The sequence below is a fragment of the Streptomyces sp. NPDC096311 genome (assembly GCF_044763085.1).
Lineage (GTDB): Bacteria > Actinomycetota > Actinomycetes > Streptomycetales > Streptomycetaceae > Streptomyces.
This window is the reverse complement of sequence record NZ_JBIWFN010000015.1, coordinates 157389-178246: the sequence shown is the minus strand read 5'-3', so window position 1 is coordinate 178246 and position 20858 is coordinate 157389. Positions and strand designations below refer to the sequence as shown.

General features: G+C 71.3%; 9 protein-coding genes and 2 pseudogenes. 7 read left to right on the top strand and 4 right to left on the bottom strand.

Going from position 1 to position 20858, the window contains the following annotated elements:
* The first annotated feature begins 3 nt into the window (after window positions 1–3).
* Entirely contained in the window at window positions 4–2352 is a 2349-nt protein-coding gene (locus ACIRA5_RS34220) for an FdhF/YdeP family oxidoreductase (RefSeq protein ID WP_403697559.1), read from the top strand.
* A gap of 19 nt (window positions 2353–2371) precedes the next feature.
* On the opposite strand, the gene ACIRA5_RS34215 is transcribed toward ACIRA5_RS34220, so the two are convergent.
* On the bottom strand, window positions 2372–3304 hold the full coding sequence (locus tag ACIRA5_RS34215; RefSeq protein WP_403697556.1) for a LysR family transcriptional regulator: 933 nt from the start codon (window positions 3302–3304) through the stop codon (window positions 2372–2374).
* A 109-nt stretch (window positions 3305–3413) separates the two neighbouring features.
* On the opposite strand from ACIRA5_RS34215, the gene ACIRA5_RS34210 reads away from it, so the two are divergent.
* From ACIRA5_RS34210 to ACIRA5_RS34200, 3 genes and pseudogenes are all read left to right on the top strand, one after another.
* Window positions 3414–4301 (top strand): SDR family NAD(P)-dependent oxidoreductase, encoded by an 888-nt coding sequence (locus ACIRA5_RS34210; RefSeq protein WP_403697553.1) that lies wholly within the window; start codon window positions 3414–3416, stop codon window positions 4299–4301.
* A gap of 126 nt (window positions 4302–4427) precedes the next feature.
* Window positions 4428–4939 (top strand): annotated as a pseudogene (locus ACIRA5_RS34205) (aldo/keto reductase); the annotation flags it as partial.
* Window positions 4940–5017: 78 nt separating this feature from the next.
* Complete coding sequence (locus tag ACIRA5_RS34200) at window positions 5018–6130, top strand: serine hydrolase domain-containing protein (RefSeq protein ID WP_403697551.1); 1113 nt, start codon at window positions 5018–5020, stop codon at window positions 6128–6130.
* On the opposite strand, the gene ACIRA5_RS34195 is transcribed toward ACIRA5_RS34200, so the two are convergent.
* A complete protein-coding gene (locus tag ACIRA5_RS34195) occupies window positions 6111–6341 on the bottom strand; it encodes a hypothetical protein (RefSeq protein WP_403697548.1) in 231 nt (76 codons plus the stop codon). The two genes, ACIRA5_RS34200 and ACIRA5_RS34195, sit on opposite strands and share 20 nt — an antisense overlap.
* A gap of 338 nt (window positions 6342–6679) precedes the next feature.
* Here ACIRA5_RS34195 and ACIRA5_RS34190 point away from each other — a divergent pair.
* Both ACIRA5_RS34190 and ACIRA5_RS34185 read left to right on the top strand, forming a co-directional pair.
* Window positions 6680–6960, top strand: a pseudogene (locus tag ACIRA5_RS34190) (tetratricopeptide repeat protein); the annotation flags it as partial.
* Between the two features lie 261 nt (window positions 6961–7221).
* Entirely contained in the window at window positions 7222–9222 is a 2001-nt protein-coding gene (locus ACIRA5_RS34185; RefSeq protein WP_403697763.1) for a protein kinase, read from the top strand.
* Between the two features lie 27 nt (window positions 9223–9249).
* On the opposite strand, the gene ACIRA5_RS34180 is transcribed toward ACIRA5_RS34185, so the two are convergent.
* Together ACIRA5_RS34180 and ACIRA5_RS34175 are read right to left on the bottom strand one after the other, a co-directional pair.
* On the bottom strand, window positions 9250–13941 hold the full coding sequence (locus ACIRA5_RS34180) for an NB-ARC domain-containing protein (protein ID WP_403697545.1): 4692 nt from the start codon (window positions 13939–13941) through the stop codon (window positions 9250–9252).
* Complete coding sequence (locus tag ACIRA5_RS34175; RefSeq protein ID WP_403697542.1) at window positions 13931–19750, bottom strand: hypothetical protein; 5820 nt, start codon at window positions 19748–19750, stop codon at window positions 13931–13933. The genes ACIRA5_RS34180 and ACIRA5_RS34175 overlap by 11 nt, the downstream gene beginning before the upstream one ends.
* A gap of 178 nt (window positions 19751–19928) precedes the next feature.
* On the opposite strand from ACIRA5_RS34175, the gene ACIRA5_RS34170 reads away from it, so the two are divergent.
* Entirely contained in the window at window positions 19929–20858 is a 930-nt protein-coding gene (locus ACIRA5_RS34170; protein WP_403697539.1) for an S-4TM family putative pore-forming effector, read from the top strand.

Here is a 20858-nt window from a genome sequence, read left to right as displayed (position 1 = left end):
AGCATGACAACCTACGATGCCGACAAGGCTGTCGCGGAAAACGGATCGCCGCACGGCGCGCAGACACCGGCCGGGGGCGAGGGGCCCACCACCGAGAAGCAGCCGTCGCAGCGGGCCTACCATCATCCGGCCGCCGGCTGGGGTGCCGCCAAGAGCGTCACGCACGTCCTCCTGCGGGAACACACGCTGATCGACGGGCCACGCGCCATCTTCAAGATGAACCACGAAAGCGGGGGGTTCGACTGCCCGGGCTGCGCGTGGCCCGACGACACCAAGGGTCTCAAGCTCGACATCTGTGAGAACGGCATCAAGCACGTCACCTGGGAGATGACGCCCAAGCGTGCGGGACGTGAGCTGTTCGCCGCGCACTCCGTCTCGGAGCTTGCGACATGGACCGACTTCGCGCTGGAGGACACGGGCAGGCTGACGGAGCCGATGGTCTACAACGAGGAGACGGACCACTACGAGCCCATCACCTGGAAGGCCGCGTTCGAGCTCGTCGGAAGCGAGCTGCGGGCCCTCGACGACCCGAACGAAGCCGCCTTCTACACCTCGGGACGCCTCAGCAACGAGGCGACGTTCCTGTATCAGTTGATGGCCCGTGAGTACGGCACCAACAATCTGCCCGACTGCTCCAACATGTGTCACGAGGCGTCCGGACGCGCCCTGCAGGCGTCGCTCGGCACCGGAAAGGGCACGGCCGACCTCGCCGACTGGGAGAGTGCCGACGCCCTGTTCATCATGGGCGTCAACGCGGCCTCCAACGCTCCGCGCATGCTGACCGCGCTCGCCGAGGCATATCGGCGGGGTGCGCAGATCGTGCATGTCAATCCACTCATCGAGGCGGCCGCCACCCGGACCATCGTCCCGCACGAGTTCGTCGACATGGCCCTGTTCAAGTCGACGCGCACGAGCACGCTCAACCTGCAGGTCCGTTCGGGCGGCGACATGGCGCTCCTGCGCGGCATGGCCAAGGCGGTGATCGAGGAGTCGGCCTCGAACCCGAGGGCACTCGACCGCGAGTTCATCGACCGCCACACCCAGGGATTCGAGGAGTACCGGGCCCTGTGCGAGGCGACACCGTGGCAGGAGCTGGAGCGCCAGTCCGGGCTGACGCGCGCGGACATCCTGAAGGCCGCCGACGTGTATTCGCGGTCCGACCGGACCCTGATCAGCTGGTGTCTGGGGGTGTCCCAGCACGAACACGGTGTGGACACCGTTCGGGAGATCGTCAATCTCCTGCTGCTGCGCGGGAACCTGGGGCGCGAGGGCGCCGGGCCGTCACCCGTGCGCGGGCACAGCAACGTGCAGGGGAACCGTACCTGTGGCATCGACCACCGGCCCACACCCGAGTTCCTCGACCGGCTCGCCGACGTCTGCGGGATCGACCCGGCCCGTGCGCACGGGCTGGACACAGTCGGCGTCGTCGAGGGAATGCACCGGGGCACGGTCAAGGTGTTCGTCGGAATGGGCGGCAACTTCGCGATGGCCGCACCCGACACCACGTACACCGCCGAAGGACTTCAACGCTGCGGACTGACGGTCCACGTCAGCACGAAGCTCAACCGCAGCCACGTGATCCACGGCAAGAAGGCACTCATCCTGCCGTGTCTCGGCCGGACGGAGAAGGACCACCAGCGCCGTGGGCCGCAGGCCACGTCCGTCGAGGACTCCATGAGCATGGTGCACCTGTCGCTCGGCATGAAGCGCCCGGCGTCGCCACATCTGCTGTCCGAACCCGCCATCATCGCCTGCATGGCGCGGGCGACTCTTCCCGACAGCGCCGTCCCATGGGAGCAGTACATCGAGGACTACGACCGTATCCGAGACACCATGGCCCAAGTCCTGGACGGCTTCGAGGACTTCAACCGCCGCGTCCGGCTGCCGCTGGGGTTCCGGATCAGGCAGCCGGCCCGCGAACTCGTCTTCCTCACCCCGTCCGGCCGCGCCGAGTTCTCGGCCGCCGTACTGCCGGATGTCGTGCCCAAGGACGACATGTTGGTGCTGCAGACGATGCGCTCCCACGACCAGTGGAACACGACCATCTACTCCGACGACGACCGCTACCGGGGTATCAAGAACCTGCGCACACTCGTCCTCATGAACCGCGCCGACATGCGCTCCCGTGGCATCACCCCCGGCAGCCTGGTAGACATCACGGCCACCTCCAAGGACGGCACCAAGCGCTCCCTCACCGGGTACCGGGCGTTGAGCTACGACATGCCCCGAGGCTGCGCGGCGGGGTACATGCCCGAGATGAACGCCCTCATCGGCGCTGCCGACTACAGCACGCAAAGCGATCAGCCACTGATGAAGAACGTCAATGTCCGTGTCGCGCCGAGCCGGCTGTGACATGGGGGAAGCGAGATCGTCACGGGTCTGAGCCCGGTGGGTCGCCGTCGAGAGCCGCGGCACGGAGGGCGGCTGCCACACGTGTGACCGGTTCGCTCGGCGGGTGGGGAAGACGGGCCAGGAACAGACGCCGCTGCTCCTGGGGCCCACCGCGCACGGGAAGGACGCGAACCCCCGGTGGTGCCGCCTGGATGAGTGCGGGCGGCACGGTGGTCAGCCCGCACCCGGCGGCGACGAGGTGAAGCTTGGCCAGCCAGTCGCGGGCGGTGTGGGCGATCTCGGGGCGTTCGTCCAGACCGGGCCACACCCCCATCAGCCGGTCCTCACCGGAGGAGGAGCCGGCGATCCAGCGCTGACCGCGCAGATCGGCCACGTCGACGAAGTCGCCGCGGGCGAGCGGGTGGCTGGCGGGCAGCGCCAGACACAGCGCACGTTCGGTGAGCGTGTGCAGAGCCAGTGGAGGCGACTCGGCGTCCGGCGGCCGGAAGGGCGGCGCCGACGCCAGAAGGGCGAGGTCCAGGCTGCCGGCCCGCAGGGCGCGCACGAGCGCCGGAGTGCTGCCTTCGCGGCTGACGATGCGCAGGCCGGGGTCCGTGCGGCGCAGCGCGACCAGGGCCCGGGGCAGCAGGACGGCCCCCGCACTGGGGAACCATCCCAGCCGGACCGTCCCGGTCTGCCCGGGCAGGCCGGACAGTTCGCGCGCGGTCGCGTCGATCTCGTCGAGCACGGTCGTCGCACGGCGCATGACGACGAGGCCGGCCGCGGTCAGCCGTACTCCGTCGCGCCGCCGCTCCAACAGCTCCGCGCCCGCCACGCGTTCGATCGCGGCGATCTGCCGGGACACCGCCGACTGGGTGTAGCCCAGCGACGCCGCGGCCGCGGTGAAGGTCCCCTGTTCGACCACCGCGCGGAAGACGCGCAGCGCGGTCAGCGACACATCCGTGAAGTCCATGACGCTTCCACATCCATGATCATTGATCACGTACCCATGCCGATTGCGCATACTAGCTGTGCCTGAATCTCGTTGGACTCATGGGCGCGGCGTTTCTAGCGTGGCATGCATGAACGCTTCGCGAATCGCCCTCGTCACGGGCGCCAACCAGGGACTCGGTCGTGCGCTCGCCGAAGGGCTGGCGGCCCGTATGGACTCCGACGACCTCGTACTACTCACCGGCCGCAGCCACCAGCGCGTCTCGGACGCCGCTCGCGATGTGGCACAACTGCCGGGCACACGCAGCCAGGTCCAGGCCCAGGTCCTGGACGTCACCGACACCGACGACATCGCCCGACTCGCCGACGAACTCCGGGCACGGCACGGCGGCGTCGATGTCGTGCTCTCCAACGCCGTCACCCGGCTGCTGCCCGAGGAGTCCCAGGCCGAGCGCGCCGACGAGTTCATCGACGTCTCCAACACCGCCACCCACGCGATCCTGCGCTCCTTCGGCCCCGTCCTGCGTCCGGGCGGCCGACTGATCGTGGTGGCCAGCAGCCTGGGCACCCTCGGTCACCTCGATCCACGACTGCACCACCTGTTCGACGGGGCGAGCCTCGACCAGGTCGAGTACGCCGTCGAGTCCTGGCGCAGCGCCATCCACAACAGGACCGCCGAGGAGGCGGGCTGGCCCCGCTGGCTGAACGTGCCCTCGAAGGTGGCCCAGGTCGCCGCCGTCCGCGCGGTCGCGACCGAACGCCACGAGCGCGACCTCGCCGACGGCACCCTGATCGCCTCCGTGTGCCCCGGCATGGTCGACACCGCCACCTCCCGGCCCTGGTTCAGCGACTTCAGCCAGGCCCAGTCGCCTTCCGAGGCCGCCCGTGCGGTGCTCGACCTGGTCTTCACCGAGCACGTCGACCCCGCCCTCTACGGCGAGCTGATCCGCTTCGGCAAGGCCCTGCCCTGGCACGGCGGCACCCCGCCGGTGGAGCAGGACCGACTGCTCAGGCCCTGACCGCGGACGATCGCGCGCGGATCAGCACCCGGCAACGGCGCCTCCTGCGGCCTCGGGGCAGCAACGGCCCACGCTCTCGCCGGCACCGGTGCGGAAGTGACCCTCGCCGTCCGGGACATGACGGCGGGCGAACGTGCCGCCATGGAGAACCTGCACCGCGAAGGCCGCATCAGGGCGATCGGCGTCGCCGACTTCCACCCCGACCGGCTCGTCGACCTCATCGTCAACAGCGACGTCACGCCCGCGGTCAACCAGATCGAGATCCACCCGTTCTTCCAGCGTGCCATCGACCACGAGGTCATGCGCGAGCACGGGGTCCAGTTCCAGAGTCGTGGGGCGGGTTCGCCGAAGGCCGCAACTACCTCGTCACTCACCCGGTCCTGAGCGAGATCGCCGAGAAGCACGGCAAGTCCGTGGCACAGGTCGTGCTCCGCCGGCTTTCCCAGCACGGCATCGTCGCGATCCCCAGGTCGGTACGCGCCGACCGTATGGCGGAGAACATCGGCGTCTTCGACTTCGAGCTCACGGACGACCAGATGGCGTCCATGGCCGGTCTGGACACCGGCAGGTCTCTGTTCTTCGACCACCGTGACCCGGCCATGGTCAGCCGCCTCACCGGCCTCCGCATCCACGCCTGACCCGGCGGACGGCCCGGCCACCTCACCCAGCGGATATTCGGTTGACCGCGGGGGTGCGGTGCGGGCTAAGTTCCGCGCATGGCCGAGATTCAGGGTTCGTACGACGATCTCTTCTCCGCGGTAACCCGCGCACTCGCCGAGTTGCTCGACTCCGGAGACGTGGGCGCCTCGGTGGCGGTCTTCGTGGACGGTGAGCCGGTGGTGGACGTCTGGGGTGGATGCACCGACACGGACCGCACGGTCCCGTGGCAGCGCGACACGATCGCGGGCGTCTGGTCGGTCACCAAGACGATGACGGCGCTGTGTGCCCTCGTCCTCGCCGACCGCGGCGAGCTCGACCTGACCGCGCCGGTCGCCAGGTACTGGCCGGAGTTCGCCGCGGCGGGCAAGGACGGGGTGCTGGTGCGGCACCTGCTCGCGCACACCGCGGGCCTGCCCGACTGGGACGGACCGACGACGGCCGAGGATCTCTACGACTGGCCGTCCGCCACGGCGCGGCTCGCCGCGCAGGCTCCGCGGTGGGAGCCGGGCACCGCGGCCGGATACCACTCGCTCACCCAGGGGTTCCTCGTCGGCGAGGTCGTACGCCGGATCACCGGCCGCACCCTGGGCGAGTTCTTCGCCGACGAGGTGGCCGGGCCGCTGGGCGCGGACTTCCACATCGGGCTGTCCGCCGAGCACGACCACCGGGTCGCGCTCACGATCCCGCCGCTGTCGCGCGACGAGGACTACGTCTCGAGCGCGCCCGGCAAGACCGCAACCCCTACCGCCGGAGGTGGGATACGGGTCCGTGACGGGAACAGCGTCGCCTGGCGGCGCGCGGAGATCCCCGCGGCGAGCGGATTCGGCAACGCTCGCTCGGTCGCTCTCGTGCAGTCGGTGATGGCGTGCGGCGGAACAGTGCGCGGGGTGCGGCTGCTGTCGCGGGCCGGCTGTGCTCGAGCGTGGGAGGAACAGTTCCGCGGCGAGGACCGCCTCCTGGGCATGCCGATGCGCTACGGCATGGGATACGGCCTGTTCGGCAATACGTACGGCTGGAGCGGTTGGGGCGGCGCGACGGTCATGATCGAACCCGACGCGCGCATGGCGGTGTCGTACGTGCCGAACCAGATGCGCGAGCCCGGGGACGACTACCGGGGACTCGAGGTCGTGATGGCGGCCTACGACGGGCTCAAGGGGCTGCGCGCCTGACGTGCCGTCGGGCGCACAGCAGGATCCGGCGGGGCCGAACTGTTCGCAGGAGGACCTGGATGCCAGTGTCCGCGGCGTCGCACGCCACGAGGGTGAGGACGCGCGCCGGGCTGCCCACGAGTTCGATCGAGTCCGGGATCTCACCGCGGCCGGAAGCGTCGAGGGCGGCGTCGACGCCCTGGGGAGCGATGGTCCGTACGCGGTCGTACAACCACGCAGGATCTTCCCATCGATCGGAGTGACACCCGCGGCCCGCACCGCGAGCCGTACCTGGCCGGGGCCCGGGGTGGGCGGCGGCGCATCCACAACCCTCAGCGCGTCGGTGCTGCCGTATGCGCAGAACCGCACTGTAAGAGACATGCGCTTCGGCTCCAAGGGACGGCATCACACACCGCACCGCCCCGAGTGATCGCAGCACGGCTGCCGGCCGCTTCGCCCGCTGGTGCACAGGATCGCCCTGGTCTCGGCGCGCGGGCCTTCTACGGTGTCCGTGATGGTGTCGGTGTCCCCCACGAGGGGACCACCGTCGAGCGTTGGGAGCGGGCCCAAGTGCGCTTCGAGGCCAAGGACTACGCCGGGGCCGCCAAGCTGCTCGCCGCCGTCGTCGATGAAGTCCCCGAGCAGACCGGCCCCCGACTGCTGCTGGCCCGCGCGTACTACCACTCCGCGCAACTACGGTGAGCGAGGAGCAGTTGCGCGCGATCATCGACCGTGACCCGGTCGAGCACTACGCCCACCTGATGCTCGGACGCACTCTGGAACGCTGGCCACGCCACGACGAGGCCACCCCCTGGCTCCGCATGGCCGCCGCCTTCACGGGCAAACTCCCGACCGACACCATCGGACCGAAGTACGTGTCCAACGCTGGGCGGTCGGCGCCGGCCCATCCACACATGCCCTCGGCGCCGACCGGGCCGGGCGGCGGCCCGCGACCACGGAGACTGCGAGCACGTGAGTCAACCGTCACCTGGAACAAGGACGTCCAGTGGCCAGCCTCGGACGCCGGGCCGAATCCGGCCAACTCGCCTGTCGTACAAGTGTGCTGCGCTAATCTCGCGCTCACACGCGTCACGCGAGAGACCAGGAACCCCATGCCAGTGCAGCACCGCAGCCGGTCCGAATTGTTGGCCTACGCGGCGGTCGGTATGGAACCGCCGCCCGTGATCCCGCTGCGGAAGAGCGATCCGAGGCAGGCGGGTCCGTACCGGTTGGAGGCGGTGCTCGGCAGCGGTGGCATGGGCCGGGTCTATCTCGGCCGGGACACCACCGGCGGGGCAGGTCTGGCCGCGGTCAAGGTGATCCGGCCCGAATACGCGGAAGACCCGCTGTTCCGGAAGCGTTTCGAGCGGGAGGTCGGCGCGCTGGACCGCGTCAAGGGGGCGCACATCGTGCGGCTGATGGGCAGTGGCTGCGATGAGGACCTGGTCTGGGTCGCCACCGAGTACATACCGGGGCCCACGCTCTCGGACGTCGTCACCGAGCGCGGCCCGATCGACGCGGCGGCGGCCTGGCGGCTGCTGGCGGACGTGGGGCGTGCGATCGAGGCCATATGGCGTGCGGGGCTCGTTCACCGGGACCTCAAGCCGTCCAATGTGATCCTGGGAGCCGACGGTGCCCGCGTCATCGACTTCGGTGTCGTCCAAGGCGGCGACGGCACCTCCCTCACCGCCACGGGCCAGAACGTGGGGACTCCCGCCTACATGTCCCCGGAACAGACCAGAGGCCTGGAGGTGACCGCCGCCTCCGACGTCTTCTCCCTGGCCTCCACCCTCACCTACGCCGTCGCGGGGCAGGCGCCGTTCGGCGAGGGCACGGGTGTCGACGTCCTGCACCGGGTGGCCTTCGACTCGCCACGGGAAGAAGTCCTCGACAAGGTGGCGGACGTCGATGCGGAACTGGCCGCGTTCATCCGCACCTGCCTGGACAAAGATCCCGAGCAACGGCCATTACCTGAGACGGTGTTCAGGACCGCCATCGGACACCAGTTGTCGGCGCCGACCGGCGGCCCCTCGCAAGCCGCAAGCAAACGTCCATCCAAGCGTGCGCCCCTCCACGGCGAGCGGTCCGAGGCACTTCCCGCCGCCGCGGCTTCCGTCCCGCCCGCCGAATCCCCCGCACCCAGCGCGACAGCCGCCCCTGCCGCATCCAGGAAGCGCGGACGGTTGATCGTGGGGGCCGCGACAGCGGCCGTCCTGGTCGCCGCGGGCGTCACCGTGGCGCTGCTGCAACAAGGTGACAGCCGGACGCCGACGGCCCTCCGGCCGGAGACATCCCCGGCCGTGCCCGGAAACCCGAACCCGACGGCCAGCATCTCCAAGAGCGCGCCCACCTCCACACCGCCGACGACGGACCGGGCGGCGGGCAAGCCGTCGACTCCGGCCGACACACGGAATCCCACGTCCCTGGACCTTCGGTCCGCCGCGTGCGCCGCCGAGATCGCCTCGGGAGCCCACGGCGACTGCGTCAAGGCCCTGCAACTGCTGCTCGCCGGCTACGGACTGCACGTCACGGTCGACGGGCAGTTCGGGGAGGCGACGGTCACCGCGCTCAAGGCCTTCCAGACCGAGGCCGGGATCGCCGTGAACGGGAAGGCCGACGCGGAGACCAAGAAGCTGCTGTACGGCATGGCGCGCGGGCCGGTGCAGGTCGGTTCGCTGACCGTGACCGAGAGCGTCGACGGCGCCTCGGTCGCGAGGTGTCTCGACGCCCACACCGGGGCCACGGGCGGGGACGGTCGGGACGTCCAGGTGTGGACGTGCAACGGCACAGCTGTCCAGAAGTGGGCTCTGCATCGCGTGCCCGGTCGGAGCTCCCAGTACATCGTCGTCGATCAGGGCAACCACCTCTGCCTGGACGCCGACCTCGGCACCGTCGGCCAGAACGGCCAGAAGATCCGCGCAAGGATCTGCAACGGGCTGAGCGCCCAGCGGTGGCGCCTCGGCGCCTCCGGTCCGTCCGGCGGCCGGACACTGGTCAGCGTCCCGGACAGCTTCTGCCTGGACGCGGAGGCCACCTCGTCCGGGAAGGACGGTCAGCCGGTCCAGGGCTTCGGATGCGCGGGCAGCACCAACCAGGTGTGGAGCTGGTCCTGATACTCCGTCAGGAAGGGTGGCCGGTGCTCACCGGTCGTCCACCGCGTCGGAGGAGACCTCACACGCGTACAGGCCCGCGGAGCCTCCGAGGACGACGCGATGCTCGTACGGGTGGAAGGAACAGGAGGACAGATGGCCGTCCACCCTCAGTCGGCACACCTCGACCGCCGTCCCGATGTCCCACAGGAGCGCCGTTCCGTCCATGGTGACGGCCGCGAGACTGGTTCCGTCCTGTGACACGGCCACGGACCACATCGCGGCTCCGTCGCCCTCCAGGACATGGCGTGGCCGTCCTGTGGCGGGATCCCACAGGAGCACCTGGCCGTCGTAACCGGCGGTGGCCAGGTGCCGTCCGTCGTGCGACCAGCACACCGCACTGACCGAACTCCTGTGCCCCGGCCAGAGGTCGATCCTGCCCGTGGGACGTCCTGCGGGGTCCAGGTGGATGACACGCACCTCCATCGACGAGGTGGCCGCGATCAGCCGAGAGCCGTCGGGGGCGAACGACAGCGCGTTGACACTGGTCCCGAGCGGGGTGGTGTGGACTCGTTCCCAGGTCTCGGTCTCCCACAGCACCACGTCGGTGTCGGCGGCCGCGGCCCTTCGCCCGTCAGGGCTCCAGGCGACCGCCGCCGCGTACGTCAGCTTCCTCGCGAGGGTACGGATCACCTCGCGCCGGCCTGCGTCCCACAGCAGGACCCTGCCGTCGTCACCGACGCTGAGCAGCCGCCTCCCGTCCGGCTCCCAGGCCATGGCCCTGAGGTCGCCGTCATGGGCCCGCACGGCGTACCGCGACCATGCCGGAAGTTCCCCGATCCCCCTGTCGGTCACCATCAGTTGGCCTCCGGCGTTCCCCGCGGCCAGCGCGCCGGTGGGTGACCAGAGCACGGTGTTCACCCGCTCGGCCAGTCCGGCGTCCGGGGCGGAGTGCCGGTCGAGGATCCAGAGCCGTACCGCCGGTTGACGGCTGCCCACGGCGATCCGGTCTTCGTTCGGTTGCGGAGCGATCGCCCGTACCTGGACGCCCCGGGCGGAGAAGGTGTCCTCGAGTTCCAGACACGGTCCGTCCGGCTGCCGGGTGAACTTCCAGACGAAGACAGTCCCGTCGTTGTCGCCCGCGAGCAGCGCCTCCCCCGACGACGTCCAGCACAGCGACTGGAACCACGCCGCTCCGGGACGCGCCTGTCCGGAGATCCGGGCCACGACCGTGGCGCTGCGGCGGTCGATGACGGTCACGGTCGCCGAGTGGCCGATCACGGCCAACAGGTCGCCGTCGGGATGCCAGTCCAGTGCCTGTACCGAGGGTCCGCCCGTGTCGACCGTGGTGGGATCGGCCTCCGTCGCCGCCCGCTCCCACAGGTGGACCCGGCCGTCGGCGAGACCGACGGCGAGCCCTCCGCGCTCGTGCCACCGCACAGCCGTGCAGGAGGTGTCGCGCGGGCCGGGGAGCGGCGGTCCCAGGCCGGTCTCGTCGTAGGGCTCGGGCCACAGCCGTACCTCTTTGCCGAAGGCGACGGTGACGGCCCGGGAGTCGGGAGTAAAGGCGACCATCACGCGCTGCTGATCCTCGTCGGAGAGGACGAGCCGCCGTGTGATCCGGTGCTCGGAGGGATCCACCAGGACCACCTCGCCGCGGTCCGTGCCCACGGCCAGGGTCGAGACGTCGGGACTCCAGGACAGGCTGACCACGGAGCCGTCGCCTTCGCCGGCCACGTCCACCACCGCGTCCGGTCGTTCGTCGTCGACGCGCCGGATCCTCAGCGTGCCGTCCCCGCTGCCGCTGACCAGCACCCGGCCGTCCGCCCGCCAGCACAGCGCGTGCACGGGCCCCGTATGACCGGTCAGTACCCGCCACAGCCGGCCGTCCGGATCGTCGGGGAAAGGCTCCGTCGCGACGAGCCCGCCGCGCAGGACCTCGCGCGTGTGGTGCAGTCGTCGCCGGACCTCCTTCCATGCCAGACAACGGCTGTACAGGGTGACGGCGAGATCGAGGCGCCGCACATGACCGGCCAGGAGATGAGCCTCTCCGTAGACCAGCGCGCCGAGTTCCATGGCGAAGCGGTCCATTCCCAGGACCGGGAACATCGAGTGGTAGCGCGCCGCTTCCGCCTCCAGGGCGGCCGGACCGCTGCGCCAGACCCGTTCGACGAGAAACCGGAAGTCGGTGGTGGTGTGGTGGAGGTCGGTGGAGGCGAGGGCTCCCGCGAGGTGGTAGGTGACGTTGTCCAGGAACGCGGGATCGGCGCCGGGTGCGGCCAGGGCGTGCCAGCCCGCCCCGCCGCACAGCGCGGCATGCCCCTCCAGCAAGGTCTGATGTGCCTGCCGGACCGCTTCCGGGTCGCGGCGGCGCAGGACGTCACGGATGACGTCGTGCAGCCGTACGCCGTCTCGGTCGTGCTGGGCCAGCAGGGAGTGCTCGTCCAGCCGCACGCACTCGCGGCGCGCGGTCAGTTCGGTCACTCCCCAGAGCCTGGCGAGCCAGCGGTAGGGGATGTGCTGGTCCTCCGGGAAGCAGGCCATGGCCGCCAGCCGTCCCAGTGAACCGCGGCCGGTGTGCGGGATCCGGGCCAGTTCGTGGAGGCTGAGGTCGACCGTGGCTTCCACGGTGCGGGTGCCGGGGGCCGGATAGGCGTCGAGGGGGCCGGCCAGACCGTACTGGTCCAGTTCCTCGGCCATCTCGGCCACGACGTCCGGCAGGGCCATCCCGCTGCGGTGAACCATGCTGCGCAGTACGCCGTTCAGGAGTCTCAACGCCAGCGGCCAGTTGCCGGAGCGCTCGAACAGCGGGAGCAGCGTGGTGTTGTCCGCTCCCTCGACTCCCGCTGCCAGCAGATTCAGGGACTGCGCGGAGGACATGCGGTCGATGCGGATCAGCGGCGCCGCGGCGTCCAGCACTCCCGGTCTGCGGGTGGTCACCAGCCGGACGCAGCCGCTGCCGCCCCGGAGGAAGGGTTCCACGTCCTCCCGACGCCACACGTCATCGACCACGAGCAGTACGCGGCGGCCCTCCAGCGTCGCGCCCAGATGTTCGCCGGCCGCCTCCACCGTGGCGTAGACCGGGGGTTCGGTGCCCGTGAGGAGCGTGACGAGGTCGCGCGCCCAGGCGATGATCTGCTGGCGCGGCGGGTCCTGGCCGAGCTGCGCCCACAGCACACCGTCCGGGAAGGCGGCTCGTACCTCCGGGTGGTGACAGACCCAGGCGGCGAGCGTGGTCTTGCCGAAGCCTCCGGTGCCGTGGACACCGGTGACGGAGGAGGTCAGGCCGACGGCACTGTGTCCTTCCGCGGGTACCCGCTCACCCGCCGGGGCGGCCGTCAGGAGGGAACGCAGCAGGTCGGTGCCTTCCGCGGGCCGGTCGACGAAGTCGGTCGGCACGGCGGGGGCCATGTGCGGGACGGGGAGCCGGTTCACCGGTGGCGCGGCGACGGTCGTGGCAGGGGTGGTCGTGGACACGTGCCCTGCCGTACCTGACTGCGACGGGGGCGCGACCGCGGGCGCGGACGAGGGCGGGGTCACCCCGTGCCGCGACAGCAACTCGCCGCCCGCGTGGGCCGCCAGACGGAAGAACCTCCACCTGCGGGCGTCGCCCAGGTCCTCGTAGGTCGTGAAGCGCAACGCCGTCGCAAGGACGGACAGCAGCAGCTGGTCCGACCACAGAGCCTGCCAGCCGCCCGGTGCCACGTCGGTACAGGCGGCGTGCAAGTCATCGACGAGGAGCGCCAGTTCGGGCACGATGCGCGCCACGTACGCATCCATCGGATCGACCACGTGGCGCAGCAGTGCCAGCTCGTGCTCGTCGATCAGGCCGGTCGGCGCTCTCTCGGCCAGGACCGAGAGCATCAGTGTCGCCACGTCCCGGGTGAGCGGGGCGTCTTCGGCGAAGGTGGACAGGTCGATGAGCCGAAAGGCTTCCGGACACAACGTGCCCCTACGCAGGGGCACCAGGGCGTTGTGCAGATGCAGATCACCGTGGGCCAGCCCGTGCACGACCGGGAGCCGGGGGTCGGGCAGCTCGTCATCGCCGACGGTCATGGCCAGCGGATTCGGCAGGACGATGCCGCCGACCTCGATCCAAGCCGTGCCGGGGCGCAGGTGCGCGATCCCGGCGCCGTAAGCCCGTGCCGAACCGGCCTCGGCGACCGACGTGTCGAGTTCGCGCCGCAGGAACTCGGAGATGCTCACGAGTTCGGTGTCCTTGGACTCAAGTCCCTGGTTCCAGTCGGCGACGAGGCCGGTGACGACGGTGCGAAAGGTCGATCGCAGGTCCTCGTCGTTCAGCTGCGCCATCGTGACGACGTTGCGCAGGTCGTCACCGGCGGGGCTCTGGAACGTCAGCAGCCGTCCGTCGCCCACCGGGTGCGGCGGGTAGAGCTGCTGGGTGAGGTGCCGACGGGCGAAGTCGCCCCGGAGTTCGGAGGCACGTCGCGCCCGCGTGTGGGCGGCGTGTTCCGCGCGCTGATCGGCGGGACACAGTTTGACCACGACGATTCCGGGGCCCGGTGTGACCGTCACGGCTGCCAGCACCGCTCCGGTGTACCCCTTGCCGGACGGGGCCCACCTGGGGTGCGTGGGCCGCACGGTCACCGGCATGGTCTCGGCCCATTCGACCAGTGCCCGCGCCGAGCGCTCGTCGCCCAGGCACTCGCTGAGCTCCTCCACACCGCTCGGCGCGTCATCTGCCGAAGTGCGTGCCCGCCCCGGGGCCGGTTCAGGAATCATGGTCACCCCGAGAAGACACCGGCAGGTCCGCCTCGGCCGGCGGACGAACGACGGTGAGCATCAGATAGCCTCCCCCGCCCGCGAGGTACACCCTGTCGCCCTGGACGGTGACGTCGTTGACGGTGAAGGGCAGCAACAGGCGTACCGGTGCGGTGTCGTGGCTCGGTCGGTCCAGCCGGAGCAGCTCCACGCCGTCCTCGACCGCGTAGACCACGAACGGCCGGCCGTCCGCCGTCCGGCCGGCCCTGGGCGGACCGACAAAGGCGTCGTGTGTCCGCGACCGGTGGACCACGGCGCCCGACTGGCCGCCGGTCTCCGGGTTCCAGATCTTCAGCCCGCGGGCGTCGTCGGCGCTGTGGCCGGTGACCACGACCGGAGGCGACGCCGCCACGACGGTGGCTCCGATGACGCGTGCCTCGTCCCTCGTCAGGTCGTGCACGAGCGAGCCGTCGACGGCGTCGTACACCGCCAGGCCACCCTGGCTGTCACCCGCCAGTACCCGCATGCCGTCGCCGCCGGGCACGGGCATGACGACCGTGACCATGCCCAACTCCTCGGCGAAAGGCGGCAGTTCACGGGCGGGCCCGTCGTCGCTCCATGACCAGCGGACCAGCAGGCCGCCCTGGGTGCCCGCGACCAGGACCGGGTCGGAGTCGGGCGTGGACACCCACGCGAGGCTGATCACGTTGCGGGCGGCCTCCGACAACGGCCGGCCCGAGGGCGTCGCCGCGGGCACGTCGAGGTCACGCATGTCGCCGGTGACCGGATCCAGGACACGGACCTGCCGACGGTCGGCCGCGGCCAGCAGTACCCGCCCGGGACGTTCGAGCACCGCGAGCCGGCCGGGTGCCGTCAGCTCGCGTTCCAGCAGCACGCCCGTGCCGGGTTCGAGAGCGAAGACCTGCAGCAGCGTGGACGAGGTCACGGCGATCCGGCCGCCGTCGGGCCCGCTCCACCCGACGACCGCGAAGGGGTGGCCCGTGGGAATGGGCAGGGCGCCCACGGAACGTCCGCTGCGCGCCGACCAGAGGTGGATGCGGCCGTCGTCGCCGAGCGTGGCGAAGTCGGCCGACACCGCGTCGACGGCGATCAGATGGGCGTCGGCGTCGTGCAGGTCGTACGCCTCCGGGTCCTGACTGACCTCGTCGAGCCGCCACAGGTCCGCACCGCTGTTGTGCCCGACCGCCACATAACGTCCGCCTTGACGCAGCGCGCCCATGGCGAGGGCGTGGGCGGTCGAGCCGACCAGCGTGGTCGAGTCCCGGCCCGGGCCCCATTCCCACACCCGGATACGTCCGACGGTGTCCACGGCCACGATCGCCGGCCGCGGCACACCGGTGGGGCCGATGTGCACGGCGTGGACGGACATGCCCGCGTCCTGCAAGCGGCGCGGCGGGGTGTGCTCGTCGCCGTTCCACAGGTCGACCGCGCCGCTGACGTAACCGAGCGCGATGCCGGATCCGCCCTCGCCCTCCCAGCTCGCGGTGCAGACCGGGATCTCCGGGAAGGGCCATGGGCGCGTGCCGGTCGACGACCGCCACAACAGTGCCTCCTTCGAGTGCAGGCCTGTCGTGATCAGCAACATGCCGTCGGCGCGGTCCGGTTGCAGTGCCGCAAGCTGGATGTTGAAGGCCACGTCGAGGTCGATCGTGTGGCGCAGGCGACCGGTGTCGGGCTCCCAGACGGTGACTCTGCCACCTGCGGCCACCGCCAGCAGGTCGGTGCCGTCGCGGTCCCGCACCACTGTCGCCGTGGTGATGGGTTGACGTCCCGGCTCCCATTCCAGGGGCAGCACGAGCACCTCGTCGGTCCGGCCCGGGCGCCAGATGCCGACGTGTTCGTCCGTCCACCCGGCGAGGAACGCCTCGCCGTCGGCACCGACGCCGTGGACGAGGCCGCGGCGGAAGTCCACCGGGTGTTCGGCCCGCAGGGCGCGCGTCGTCGCGTCCCAGACCCGGACACCGCCGTCCCGGCCGGCCGTCGCGACGACGGGGAAGCCGTCGTCGTCGAGGTAGGCGGTCATGGCCCACACCTCGTCCGCCCCGGACAGTATCGTCTCGACGAGCGCGCCCGAGTCCGGGTCGCGCACGTCGAGGAAGCGGCCGCCCGCGATGAAGAGCAACGGGTCGCCGTGGCGGCTGTCCGCACATGCCAGGGCCGACACCGGCGCGCCCTCGGCCACCGACTGCCGCAGCGCCTCGTGACGGACCCGGACATGGGTGACGGACACCGGCATGCCGGCCGCCGCGGCGAGCGCGTCGGAGAGTCCAGGCCGGTTCATCACGGTCGCGGCGACCGACAGCAGAAAGCCCCGTCCCGGCGGAGAGGCTGTCCGCAGCCGGTGCAGGTAGGGGCGCAGCAGGCGGCTCAGGGAGACGAGTCGTTGTGTTCCCGAGGAGACCAGCGCCTCGTGCAGCCGGTCCGGGTCGCAGTGCGTCAGCAGCCCCGGGTCGTCGGCCAGGGACGTGAGCTCGCCGCCCTGGCGCGCGTGTTCGGGCAGCGCACGCCGCAGATAGGCCGACGCGCGCTGCCACTCCCGTGTGCCACCCGCGACCAGTGTGTCGAGCAGCGCCCCGGTGATGGCCCGGTGGGCCGCCGTGCGGTCGCCGCGTCCGGTCAGGAACGACTCGGCGAGCGCCTCGTGGTGGAAGCGGTAGGCGCTGGGGCCGCCCGCGTCGACCTCCATGACCAGGTGGGTCGCCACGCGCTGCTCCAGCAGCGCGGTCACGTCCGCGTCGCCGAACGTGCGCCCGTCCGGATCCAGTCGGGTGGCCAGCAGCGCCCACAGGTCTGTCGCACGGGCCGTTTCGCGGGTGAGTCCGATGCCTTCGGCGAACGCGAGCGGGCGCAGCAGAGCCAGTTGTCGGTCGGCCTCCTCCACACCGTAGAAGGCCTCGATCTCCTGGCGCATCGCGTCCCCGATGCGCTGCGGGAACTGCCGACGCCACGCGGGGCTCTGCGCATCGGCCGGTGCGCTGTCCAGCGTGTGCCGGCGGGCGACATGCGCGGCCAGCAGGAAGGAGTGGCGGGCCTGGGTCTCGATGGAGCGGGCGAGCACGCGGCGCGCCCGCGGGCTTGCGACGTAGATGTTGGGGTTTCCTCGGTCGTTGGCCTCGACCGAGAGCAACCGCTCGCAGTACTCGGCGATGTCACCGGTCTCCAACCACGGTGCTTCGCCCACGTCCACGACCGTGCCACCGTCCCCGGCGAGGGGCCCGATCAGGTCTCCACGGGGTGCCATTACGTCCGTGGGGTCGTGCCCGACCGGCCGGCTCCTGGTGGCGATCAGCAGGCGGGGGCCGCCGGACCGGGCCTGTTGGACCAGGGGACGCAGCACCTCGGCGACGATCCGGTGCGGGTCGTACGCCTCGTCCAGGCCGTCGAGGGCGATGACCGGTGGCGACGCGCCCGCACCGGAGCTCTCCGTCACCTGTTCCAGGCGGGCCTTCACCTCCTCCAGGGTGAGTTTCGTCAGTCGCATGGTGAGGGCGAAACGGAAGGCCTCCGGCGCGGTCTCCGTGGGCCGGAAGGCGCCTGGATGCCCACGTAGCCGTTCCCGCAGGTCCGGTACGGTGGCCACCACCGTGCGCGCCATGACGGTGCTCTTGCCCGACCCCGGGGCTCCGGTGAGGACGAGCACCGGTTCGGCCGGGTCGGCGAGCCACTCGGTCACCCGCTTGTTCAGCTTGCGGCGTCCGCTGAAGAACCAGGCCGACTCGCCGGCCCCCGTCGAGGCCCGTGCCGTGGGCTCCCACCAGGACGACATCTCGCCCGGGTCGACGCCTGCGAGATGGTGCCGGGGGTTGGGCAGGCAGCGGGTGGGACCGGCCGGGGTCGGCGAGGCGACCCGGATCGCGTACCCGGGCGGGGCGGTCGCGCGCAGCCGGTCGGCGAGCTCGTCCAACGCGAGGTAGGGCTGATCGCGGGGCGTGTCGTCGCCGACGGTCAGGGCGTGCGCCCACGCGGTGGCGAATCCCGCGCCGGGCTCGCCCGCCGAGCGGACCGCGACCACCAGCTGCAGGCCTCCGGTACGGCCCTCGCTCGTGCCGAGGTCCGCCATCATCGCGGCGGCCTCCCGCGTCACGTCGTCCGGGTCGGCGCCACAGACGTCGAGCACGAGCAGCAGGGATCCGGCCCCGTCCCCCGGGGGCCGTTCCCGCAGGCCTTCCAGCAGCGAGGTCAGCGGCAGGGTGCCGCGGTCGTGCCCGGACCGGGAGCGCGGAGTGTGCAGGACCAACTGGCGCGGCCTGCTCGTCGTCGCCTCAAGACGCTCGACCACTCCGGTGACGTAGACCGCGACGGCGTCCTGCGGTCCGGTCCGCGCCAGCCGTTGCGCGATCAGGTCCCTCGGGACCTGCGGGCCGGTGAGGGGCACGACGACGTCGCCCGCGCTCCCGTATCCGATCGCGCGGAACGAGCGGACCGCCGTCGCGACCGTTTCCCGCACCGCTTCGGATTCTTCGTCCTGGCCGTCGCCGGGTACGACGACCAGCAGGGATCGGTGGAACCCGTCCTCGACACGCAGCGGTTCGGCGGCCCCCTCCGACGGGCGGCTCGCGCTCGTCCTCGTTCGAGGTACCGCCATGACGGCCACGCGGTCGAACAGCCGCCGGACCTCGGGTGCGTGTACACCCCGGGACTCCAGGAACGCGGTGCCGGCGTGGGCGGCGAGGCGCAGCAGCCACCAGCGGGCCTCGGCGTCGACGTTCTCGAAGGACAGGTGGAGGAGGGCGGTGGCGACCAAGGAGAGCAGGAGTTGCTCGGACCAGTTCTCCTCGAACTCGGCCTGGAGGAAGGAGGGCCTGGCCGCGTAGCGCACGGCGTCGACGAGTGCGGTCGCGTCGGAGGGCGGGTTGTCTGCCGCCGCCGCGGTGCGGTCGACGAGGTAGTGCAGCAGTGCCTCGTTCTGCGCGGGCGTCTGGGCGGACAGCAGGCGGACGACGGCGGAGACCGCCAGCATGGCGAGGTCGGCGCTGAGCGGGGCGGCCTCGTCGAACGTCGACAGGTCGACCAGACGGAAGGACTCGTGCTCCACTCTCCCGTCGACACGCGGCACGAGCACGTTGTCCTCGTGCAGGTCCCGATGGGTCAGCCCGGCGATGAACTGCACACGGTCGTCACGGCCGACCACCGAGCCGTCGAGGAGGGCCAGCGGATTGACCAGTGGTCTGTGCGGGCCGTCCTCGGCCGTCTCGATCCAGCAGGCGCCGGGGTCGAGCAGCGTGGCGTCGACACCGAGAGCGTCCGCCAGGTCGGTTCCCGCCGCGGCGGACGTCACGTCGAGTCCGTCCCGCAGGAAGCCCGACACCGTCAGCTCGTCCAGGTGCCAGGTGGTCTCCTCGGTCCAGTCCTGCGTCAGCGCCCGGGCGACCGCCGCGGCCGTCAGGGCCCGGTCGGCCGGGGCGAACTCCGACATCGGACGGCAGCGGGCCAGGCTCGCGCCTGCGATGTTCTGCAGCAACAGCTCGCCCCCGCCCGGCAGTGCGATCGGGTCGCCTTCCATGGAGACCAGATGGCGGGCTGCGAAGTCGGCCGGAGACATCTCCAGGGCGGCGTGGTGGCGTGCGCCTTCGCGGCGTCGGCCGTCCGCGGGGCAGACCTTGACGACGTATTTGCGCGGCCGCTGCGGTGCCGGCGGCCGCGAACGCTCCACCACCGCGGCGAGCCGCGCCCCGGTGTAGCCCGCCGCCGTCCAGCGGGGTTCGGCCAGGTCGACCTCCCGGTTCCGGGAGCTCGCCGCGGCGCGCAGCGCCTCGGACGCCTCGGTTCCGAGCACCGCCGTCAGGCGGAGCGTCGCTTCATCCCCCATCCGGCCGACTGTATTGCAAGCGGTGCTCGCCTGCGGGGTCGTCGGGATCTCTCCCGCGGCGCCGGTGCGATCCCTGCCACCGGTTGCCCGAAGGCATACGCCGGACGGCTCCTGGGCATGTCCCCGGAGTCCGGCCGCATCGAACATTACGGATCTTCTGACTGTCAGGGGGGACAGCATGAGTCCACGGACGCTGCCGCCGATCGTCGAGCACCAGAACGATCCGGAGATGCTGCGGCTCCTGCGCGCCGCATCCGCCTCCCACGCACGCGCCCAGCGGCTCGCCTCCGGCCATGTCGTGGTGTCCACGGCGCTTGCGGTCGCAGCGGTGATCGGCGTCTTCGTGCCCGTGACGCTGACCCCGCTCAGCCTCGTCGGTCTGGTGTGGGCGGTCGTCTACGCCGTGGGGGCGAGCGCCTGGACGAAGAGCGAGTTCCGCAGGGCGGCCCTGCTCCAGGAGACCTTCGACACCAGGTTGTTCGGGCTTCCCTGGAACCACGTGCTCGTCGGCCGTGGGCCGTCCGCCGACGAGATCAGCCGGTTGGCGCGTCACTACCGTGGATCGCCCGCGAGGTTGCGCGACTACTACGAGATCCAGGACCTGCCCCGCCCCTTCGACGTCGTCGCCTGCCAGTTGCAGAACCTCGGCTGGGGCTCACGCATCCGCCGCCGCTACGCCGGCTTCGTACGAACGGGTCTCGCCTTGTGGTGTGCAGCGGGAGTGCTGGTCGGCGTTCTGAACCGGATGCCGCTGACCGACGTTCTCATGGACTGGTACGTCCCCTCCCTGGGGCTCCTGCTGCTGGGCGTCGACACCTACCAGGCGCAGCAGGACACGGTGGCCGCGCGGGAGCACGCGCGCAAGGCACTGCTGTCGCGGACCGAGCAGTACGCGCGGGCCGGAGCTCTCGAGGCGCAGGCCGCCGGAATGCTGTCGCTGGCGCGGCAGGTGCAGGACGTACTGCTGCAGACCCGGCTGACACAGGCGCGGGTGCCCAACTGGTTCTTCAACCGCTTCCTGGACACCGACCGCGCGGACTTCGCAGCCGCCATGGACGAACTCGGCCGCCTGGTCACCACGCCGACCACCGCCTCCGGACAGGGCTGA